At 50.8% G+C, this 8,324-nt stretch carries 10 protein-coding genes and 3 tRNA genes; 6 read left to right on the top strand and 7 right to left on the bottom strand.

Features of this window, described 5'->3' with window-relative positions; translation table 11 throughout:
* Positions 1-2: 2 nt before the first annotated feature.
* From VK694_07545 to VK694_07555, 3 genes are all read right to left on the bottom strand, one after another.
* The gene (locus tag VK694_07545; GenBank protein ID HTE58565.1) at positions 3-359 is read right to left on the bottom strand and encodes a hypothetical protein; all 357 of its coding nucleotides are present in this window, start codon (positions 357-359) and stop codon (positions 3-5) included.
* 51 nt (positions 360-410) lie between these two features.
* Positions 411-485 (bottom strand) — tRNA-Gly (locus VK694_07550).
* A gap of 141 nt (positions 486-626) precedes the next feature.
* Positions 627-702: transfer RNA gene (locus VK694_07555), tRNA-Thr, on the bottom strand.
* Positions 703-787: 85 nt separating this feature from the next.
* Between VK694_07555 and VK694_07560 the strand changes: the two genes are divergently transcribed.
* Together VK694_07560 and VK694_07565 are read left to right on the top strand one after the other, a co-directional pair.
* Positions 788-865 (top strand) — tRNA-Asp (locus tag VK694_07560).
* A gap of 299 nt (positions 866-1,164) precedes the next feature.
* Positions 1,165-1,482 (top strand): hypothetical protein, encoded by a 318-nt coding sequence (locus VK694_07565; GenBank protein HTE58566.1) that lies wholly within the window; start codon positions 1,165-1,167, stop codon positions 1,480-1,482.
* A gap of 37 nt (positions 1,483-1,519) precedes the next feature.
* On the opposite strand, the gene VK694_07570 is transcribed toward VK694_07565, so the two are convergent.
* The 4 genes from VK694_07570 to VK694_07585 form a co-directional block, all read right to left on the bottom strand.
* Positions 1,520-1,918: a PIN domain-containing protein gene (locus VK694_07570; protein HTE58567.1), complete on the bottom strand. Its 399-nt coding sequence runs from the start codon at positions 1,916-1,918 to the stop codon at positions 1,520-1,522.
* Positions 1,915-2,166, bottom strand: a complete 252-nt coding sequence (locus tag VK694_07575; protein ID HTE58568.1) for a hypothetical protein — start codon at positions 2,164-2,166, stop codon at positions 1,915-1,917. Before VK694_07575 ends, VK694_07570 begins: the two co-directional genes overlap by 4 nt.
* Before the next feature lie 461 nt (positions 2,167-2,627).
* The gene (locus VK694_07580) at positions 2,628-3,710 is read right to left on the bottom strand and encodes a nucleoside hydrolase (protein ID HTE58569.1); all 1,083 of its coding nucleotides are present in this window, start codon (positions 3,708-3,710) and stop codon (positions 2,628-2,630) included.
* 101 nt (positions 3,711-3,811) lie between these two features.
* The gene (locus tag VK694_07585; GenBank protein HTE58570.1) at positions 3,812-4,414 is read right to left on the bottom strand and encodes a TIGR03086 family metal-binding protein; all 603 of its coding nucleotides are present in this window, start codon (positions 4,412-4,414) and stop codon (positions 3,812-3,814) included.
* A 261-nt stretch (positions 4,415-4,675) separates the two neighbouring features.
* On the opposite strand from VK694_07585, the gene VK694_07590 reads away from it, so the two are divergent.
* The 4 genes from VK694_07590 (at position 4,676) to VK694_07605 (ending at position 8,074) form a co-directional block, all read left to right on the top strand.
* Positions 4,676-5,284 carry a hypothetical protein gene (locus VK694_07590; GenBank protein ID HTE58571.1) on the top strand — a complete coding sequence of 203 codons (609 nt, stop codon included), beginning with the start codon at positions 4,676-4,678 and terminating at the stop codon, positions 5,282-5,284.
* A gap of 211 nt (positions 5,285-5,495) precedes the next feature.
* Positions 5,496-6,068 (top strand): hypothetical protein, encoded by a 573-nt coding sequence (locus VK694_07595; protein ID HTE58572.1) that lies wholly within the window; start codon positions 5,496-5,498, stop codon positions 6,066-6,068.
* 68 nt (positions 6,069-6,136) lie between these two features.
* On the top strand, positions 6,137-6,877 hold the full coding sequence (locus VK694_07600) for a hypothetical protein (GenBank protein ID HTE58573.1): 741 nt from the start codon (positions 6,137-6,139) through the stop codon (positions 6,875-6,877).
* A gap of 219 nt (positions 6,878-7,096) precedes the next feature.
* Positions 7,097-8,074 (top strand): hypothetical protein, encoded by a 978-nt coding sequence (locus VK694_07605; GenBank protein HTE58574.1) that lies wholly within the window; start codon positions 7,097-7,099, stop codon positions 8,072-8,074.
* Positions 8,075-8,324: the final 250 nt, after the last annotated feature.

Below are 8,324 nucleotides of genomic sequence, written 5' to 3' on the forward strand. Positions count from 1 at the left end.
GCCTACCTAAGTACGAGGAGTGCGTTACTTACAATGAGAGAGATGCAGAGCAGTAGTAATCCCATGGCCAGTATTGCGACTGCGACGTTCCGGCGGATCTGGTAGACGCGCATGCTAAGAATAGTGTGGAAGGCCAAGACCAGACCAGCGAAAAGAATAAAGCTAATAAGGGTGGTGGCATCGCCGCTCTTGAAGGCACTCAGCCCAAGGTTGGCCCGGTATTGCACGATGTAGCCATCTGGCCGACCGGTGTCGAGTCTGAGCAACACCAGTATGCTACTCAGCAGTGCAAGAAAAGTATTGATGCTCAAGAGCAGCAACACAACTCGGTCATGAAAATAATTTTTTGGTATGTGCATGTTTAGCCCTAATAATAGTCTGCCCTGAATAAGGAATCAATGCGTCAGTTGTGGTGCGGGTAGAGAGAATCGAACTCTCCTCTTAACCTTGGGAAGGTTACATATTAGCCACTATACGATACCCGCTCGTCACCGTGTGATGGTACGGTTACCGAACTGCCGACAAAACAAGTTTGCTCGGCACTTCTGGCAACCCTACCAAGCCGCCTCCTCTTCCGATCCGAGAATCCTCTCTCGAATCGGGGCAAAGCCTACGGCTTTGCGTCGTGGAGCCGAAGATGGGACTCGAACCCACGACCTGCTCGTTACGAATGAGCTGCTCTACCAGCTGAGCTACTTCGGCACGCCTAGACCAAATCATTTTAACAGATTGAGATACATTGCATAAACAGAGATAATTTGATAGGATACCCTGGTCAAATAAATACGGGCTCGTAGTGAAGTTGGCCTATCACGTCTCCCTGTCACGGAGAAGATCGCCGGTTCGAATCCGGTCGGGCCCGCCATATAAAACGCCTCAGCTTGCTGGGGCTTTTTATATGGTCCGGGTCCGGTCAGCTTTGAAGCAAGGTGATGCAGCTTGCCCTGGCAAGATGCGAATCGTCGGTTCGATCTTCGAGGACGCGCACAGCTGCTTGCAGCGAGCACGCCGCAAGAAGTAAGCATCCGGTCGGGCCTAACCGGACTCATCTGACACATTTTTGACTCTGTTAGAAGACAGTCTTCGTTAAGCTCCAGTCTTCGTTAAGCTCACTTCGTTAAGCTTAAGTTTGACATATTAGGTACGCAATTTTATTGTCAGAATATGAGCACTCCCGGGCAACCCGAATCGAGAACAGAAACATTAGATTTAGATACCTTTGTAGATACCTTTCAGACTGTTCTTGAAGAAGTTTTAGCACAAGAAGAAACGAGCGGATACTCTGCAGAACTTGAAAAAGTGGCAGCGCTACAAACTGTCGAAGACAGAGTGTTTAGGGCAACGGATGATCGTTTCAAAGATACCGCTGACGCACAACTATTGGCACTACTAGAAAAAAATATGCCTCAGGAAAGAGTACGAGCAGATTTTTACCTCGGCGTAATGGTAGCGCTAGTAGCTATCGAACGTTCACTTAAATAGTTCCAAACTTCTTGGCTACTGCCTGCCAAGCCTATACTTAACTTTCTAGATTTAGTTTTATATCTTTGTAATCTAGGTGTTTAAAGTCATTGTCAAAAGTCACTAAAGTGGCATCCCACTGTTCAGTCAGAGCAGCTATCCATATATCATGCGTAGAAAGCTGTACGCCTTTTTTACGGGCGAATATAGCTATATTCACAAAGTAATCGGTCGTTGCGTTATCTTGCAGGATGACACGTATCTTTTTATTAGCTACAAACCTAGCTAGAAGTCGTTCATTTTCTTCTTGTTTTGTGCCTAGTCTAAAACCGTATCTTAGCTCAGCTATGACAACATTAGGCATGAAAATAGTTTCAGCATCTTTTAGTATATTAGCTACAACCTTATGGCCTTTTAGTAAGTGACTATATGTTGTCGTATCAAACAAATACTTCATAAACGGGACTTTAGCTTATCGGTGGCCTTAAGTTCTGAAATGGCCTGCAAAGAATCGCTATCTAATGTGTCTGCGCCAATAATCCAATCGAAATCCTCATCAGTTTGCTGCAAATCAAGCCTAGTAGCCTGTTCAATATAATCTAGAACGATCTGATTTAAGCTTTTACCTTGCATACGGGCCTGACTCCGCAAAAAGTTATCAAGCTTTTTTGGCACTGCCCTGATTGTGTATTGTATTGTCGACATGCCTATATTGTAGGCAATGTGCCTGCATATGTCAAACGCTCCCCTTACGTTGCTGTCAGAAGCAGTCCCTTTAAAGTAATTTCAGACCTCGAAGCTACGGTTCACCATATAAAATGTCTCAGCTGGTCTGGGGCTTTCATATGGCGTTCTCTCTGTTCGGACCAGCAATCGTAGGCTCGCCTTATCGGAGATGCAAGCACCAGCAGAAGCTTCATGTCGGGTGCGGACGTGCTTTCATCGGTCGGACAGCAAACTAACACGAATAAACACTGCTAGAGGAACGTCCTCTTTGTCTGTCCTCTTTGTCTTTGCATTGTGGGTACGGTCCGCCATAAATAAAATAACCGCAAGCTGGTTGTTTTATTTGAGTAGACCCGTCGATATACATGACCAATAGTAAAGCGGACAGTGACGTGTCGGGTTGTTGACACGTCACTGTCCGCGTGATGGACAGAAGACCGCTAGTTGGCGACTGTTGTTGCGCCGTGGTGTGCTTCGCTCGGATACGGAGCACTGTCGATGGAGGTCGCCAAGGCGATGCGATGCCCTGAGGTGTCGACGCCGTCGACAAGAAACCGGGGTGGCATAGATGGATCAGGCGGACCGAGATCGATCTCGCCCCAGCGGTCCTGCTCGTGTACCAGGTGTGGCACATGCGCGATCCCAACTGGCGAAACTCTATAGCGACCAAACTGACGCTGTTCGTGCCGGGCCGCCTGCTGCCTCAGTAAGTGGTGCATCAGCTCGGCCGGGTGAAAATCGTGGACAAAGATCCGCTCGCCACGAGGCTCCCACATAATCGGCCAGGCCGCGCGGTACATCTCGACCACCTCCGTGCCAGCCGTAGACCGCAGCAAGGCGGCTAACTCGTCCGGATGGTCGAAACCGTGTGCGGGATCCTTGGTGATGTCAGTCGGCAACAGGTAAAACGGCCCTGGATACTCCTGGAGTACGAGGTGCGCCGCGGTTGGATCCGCCAGGGCGTTGAACTGTCGTCGCCCCCCAGCAATAGTCTTGACGCCACCGAAGCCGAACATGCCCAACTGGGCAGTGACCAGTCCGAGCTTTCCACTGAGCAGCAGTTGCTGCATCAGATATGCCAGGTCGGTCATCGGGCCACCACAGATCACATGGATAGACCCCTCCAAGCCCGCTAGATAGGCGACCGCGTCGTCGATATCGCCAGCCAGCTGGTGGCCAGCATGTGCATCGTCGTAAACATCGGTCACCCTCTCGTGAATATGAAACTTATGCGGCACAGTCGAGAATGGTGCACGTAAGCCTTCGAACACGGGGATGTGTTCGCGCCCGTGACGCATAAAGATGCCCTTTACGTGCAACGCGTTGTCGCGGCGGACAGCCCGACTGGCATGCGGATTGAATCCATATGGCGGCTGGCCGTGCACCGCACTGACTGGTCGACCGGTCATGATGACTGCAACTACATCCATATCTAGCAGCTGACTACTAGCGGCCAAAGCCAGGATGTAGTTGTCTGGATCGGGCCCATCAATGATGACGAGCACCTTCCCAAGGCCCATCATGGGCTCCTCTCACCCGAAAAACGATCTCTGACAAGTATATTTTATACCATATAGTATATAAGTGTTCAATCTACTCCATCGGAGCGAGTAGTCAGCGGGTATTATCGCCAGTTGGGGTCACGACCGGCCATGGCGAACAGCTTGGCTTGAGGGTCCGCGTCATCGGGTACTGGTTGAGCCGGCTTGAAAATACCGTATTGACGCCACTCGTCGGCGTGCGGTTCGATAAGTTTGTGAGCAGCCTCAGCCAAATCTGCCGGCAGAGCCGTTTCGGCGCCGATAAGCTTGGCGAGATCATAGGCCCGGAAAATTCTGAAGCTTGTAACGTGGAGGATAGCCTCTTTGGCAGGATAATCACCGTAGCTGAAGTGCACGGTACGGTCCGGATCGTAATTGTTTTTGATCGCTGCGATCGCCGCCTGGGAATACTCTTGATATTTTCCCAGCGGATCATTGCCTAGCAGATCGCCATCGTACTTGTCGCCGACCTCTTTTACCGTTTTGCCCGCAAATGTTTCGGACACCCAAGCCGTGTCGTAGGCATGATAATTGAGTATATCCCTCAGTTTGAGCTTGGCGCGATCTTGTGATCGCCCTAGCTCAAACCACTCTGGCAAACTCAGCTCCAACTGCTCGGACTTGATCTGCTGAACAACATTTCCAAAAGTTTGCTCGCCTAAAATAAACATCTGATCTTCACTCATTCTAGTACCCCCTTTTAAGGTATCTTAGCAGCTCTTCAAGATCGGATGGATGAATTATGTAACCCTTCTGGGGTGGTTTTATTTTGCGTGTGGTCTGTTGCGGTTGAAGCAAGCGATGCAGCTTGCCTTGGCAAGATGCGAATTGCCGGCTCGGTCATCTTTAGGTGGAGGCTTTTACATTGGACAAATTGTCTACAATTTCAAGCGAAGTCCGATTGGGTCAAATTGACTAAAAATTACTATTATGTTATTATAAAATCAATGTCCCTTGAAGAAGAAAACAAAAACCCCAGCAATTCAACCGAGTTCAGGCCTGCGTTTACGCCAGATGAACCCAGCCCCGACCAGATGGAAGCCGATCCTCGGGCTGAACAAATAGCTCTTACCGAGCAGTGTGGCACGCTTGTAGAAAACGGCTGTGCAGCATTTAACACAGCTCTAGCCGCAGCACGACAGCAGGGCTTGGACCCTACAGAACAGGAGCACTACATCAAGGATCTTTGGGAGAAGCGACAGATTCCTCGAATATTTGCCGCCTCGGCGCGTAGCTACTCAACACTGGTTGGCGTCGTCGATGCAGACAGAGTGCAAGAGGTAAGAATTGTTGGGCTAGAAAGACACACTGATGAGCAGGTAGCAGAATCCGTGGATACACCTATGGTCCTTATTGACCGAAGCCACCAGAGAGAAGCGGGTCAGGAAGAGCCTGTCGGTAAGCCAGTCAAATCCTTGGGGGTTCTGGGGGGCTACTTCAAAGGAGGTGTCGAACCATCTTTTATGCCCCCAGTCTCTGCTGGCGAACTTGAGAGACTGAGGCAAGTCGCTACTTCTCTTGAGAAAGCCTCTGTTATTGCTGAGTCCGCAGAATAGCTCCGGGTTCCTGTGGCTACAGCCTCCTAGCCTCAAGAGTAGCTTTCACTTTCGCCACTGTACGTCAGCCAAGAAGCCGCTGCCCACCAAAAACCATGACATTAGACCTACGCAATACAGTTATCGCGGCCTAACAGGGGTCGCCGAATTGACGCCGTACTTTAAGGATTGTACTGTTTCTTTATGGCCGAAGTGGTGGGCAGCATAATTCATGAAATGGCAGGCGAATTTGAATATGTACGTTCACTTTCAAGATTGGACATACCCGGCTCTTCTGGAAAGCTTGAGCGACAAGGGCATCCCGCACGGCGATAGAATAATAAAAGTCTTTGCAAGCGATGAAGATCCACGGACATCTCTTGGGCGTGCGGCGCTCACTGTTCTAGACAGCGACTCCCGCCCCTTCTCTGGCGGAGAAGTATATGCCTACCCTGACAGGAGGGACTTTTCGGGTGACGAACTTGAGGAAGAGCTGGCGAGTAAGAATTTTGGAGATGTAGGCACACGAACAGTCCGAGCCCTGTTCCGCTTTTCAAATCAGTATGGATTTTGTCAGGCATCAATGGCCGCCAAGTTTGCTGGTGCATGGGTTATGGAACATCCCTTCCAGCACATAGATGGGATGAAGATAGCTGCAAGATTGCCCAGGCGTGAGCGAACCATACACCTTGATATATTTACTCCTCGCTCTCTTGGGGTGCTCAAGGGCATTGTCGACTACGATGATCCCAAAAGAGTTTTGGATATGGATAGAGGGGGTAACTTCATCCTTTCAAGCCAGTAGGAGTACCTACTAGCTCGTAGCGGAGTGATGTTATTTACAATTTATATATTTTATGTTATAATCTGTAAATGATTCGAGCCGAAGCGGGAGCACCAGACGCACAAAGACTTCCTGGAGAGCAATCTGCCGATGACCATGACGCAATCTATGCGTGGGCAGATGCCGCCGCTCTACAAGCAGCAGCCGGAGAGTCGCCAGAACTAGGTGCACAGTTTACGCTTGTCCTTGATACCGGGAGACCACCCGATGCACTAGTTCCTGCCACCGATTACACGGGCTACTTTGCACGAAGGGAGTTCCCCGTAGCGTCCTCTGACAATCAAAACCACTACCATGACAAGGGCCACGCTGCCTTGTTTAAGGAGATGATTGAAAAAGCACCCGCTCTTCCCGATACTTTGCAAGACGCTGCAGTGAACTGTGGAAGTGATCCAGAAAAATGTCTCACGTTTGCCATCCCCTTTGATCGTATTGAGGACGAATTTTTATTCATGAAAGCAGAACAGCCAGGTAATTACAAACCAGGGGAAAAACTACATGGATCATTAGTCCAGTTAGTGAAGCTGAGCCTAGGGCCGGGGGCTGATGACGAGGAGATTGCAGCCAGGACCCAGGAATTATGGCAAACACTTGGGTTTGAAGTTGCACAAGAACAGTGGGATGTGGCCCGTGAGGCTTATCGCCTTGCCCATCAACACGAACCTAAGCAACCCCTCACAGCACTACCAGCATTTTTGCTAGATGTTACCGTCACCAGTAATCCTCGGCGTAAAGAAGAGGCAGACCTTATTTCTGCCGACACATACTAAACCAGTATCCCCTCTCTCCGGGAATAATTGTGTTAATGAAGTATTTATTATATAATTATTTTATCCTTCGTTGTAATGCTTCGGGGGTGTTTTTTTGACAAGCAGACAGACACAAAGTCAGTTGTGAGCGCACTACCCTGCTCTTGCATCTGGCTTTGTGTCACAAAGACAGACCCTTGACCATCTGCAGCATCGACCAAGAACCCGGAGGTTCACCAAGTGACTGCGGCGGTAACCCAAGAGCCAGAGGGAAAAGCGCGCCTGCCGCGCCCTCTGGTTCGGCTCAACCACCCACTGCGGTGGCTATTGAACAACACCCACCTGATGGTTGTCAGGGCGGTTGGCACCTTTGCCGGCGTATTGATCGCCGTAGCGGTGTACTACCTGCTGACCCAGACCACCGACACCATGAACGACACCTGGCACGCGGCCGTCCCCAACGACAGCCTCCGACACGACATCCGCGACGTCGGAGAAGGCGTGTTCGGTGCATTGCTGGGCGTACTAGTGGGGTGGAACACCTACACCAAGCGCAAGCCAATCAACCGGTTCGATCGGTTCGAGATGAAGTGGCTCCGGCTGGCCAGCCTGAAGGACTCACACCGTCTGAAAGTCAGGCAGGTGTTGCTGGGGTTGCTCTACGTTCCCTTCTTTGCCATCCCGGGCTTCTTGCTGGCCAAGGGCATCATTGCCGTGTTTGATCCCAAGCAAACCTTCGCCCACCTGAATGTCCCGTCGGACGCTTCGCTGTGGGATCAGGTGTGGATCAAGACCCAGAACCTGTTCCGGGACAACTGGCCAAAGCGGCTGATGGGTTATGCCTCGGGCCTCTTCTTTGGCCGTCGGCCAATCAAGGGTGTCTTTGACGACCTGCAGCTGTGGTTTGTGGAGCGCCGCGTCCTGCTGGACACCACCGGCTTCCACCGAGATGAGCCCAACTGGCTGACCAAGCACATAGACGCGGCCTACCAGTTCATCAGCCGGCTCTCGCCTGCTGGGCGTATCCCGCTGTTCTTGTATCCGCCAACCTACCAGGCGCGGTACAACGACTTGCGGACCCAGTTCCTGCTAGATTCAAACGCCATTCCGCAAGGAAGGCATGGACCAGGACACTCGTTGTTACTGGCAGGCGGAGCCTTTGTGGCCTTCTGCCTCGCCCTCTATGGTGAGTACGTCCTAGTGTTCATCGCCCCGTAGGGCGCTGGCAGGACAAGATTGAATAGTGACGCGGGGCGTGAAGACTCTTCACTTTGGGTCTTCACGCCCCGCCCCTGTTCGTCTGCTTGTCATATCTTCTTCTCTAAGTACCTGAATCCCGAAACCTCCTCAAACTGTTATTTAACCAATCTTAGACCCGGAAGGGTACCTGTCTGTGCTAGCTCTGAGGTGTAGATGCTAGGATTGATGACCGTAAATTCTTAGATTTTAAGTGAGTTTTGTATCTGTT

This window comes from Verrucomicrobiia bacterium (assembly GCA_035489575.1).
In the GTDB taxonomy this organism is placed as follows: Bacteria; Patescibacteriota; Saccharimonadia; order Saccharimonadales; family JAGQNK01; genus DATHJY01.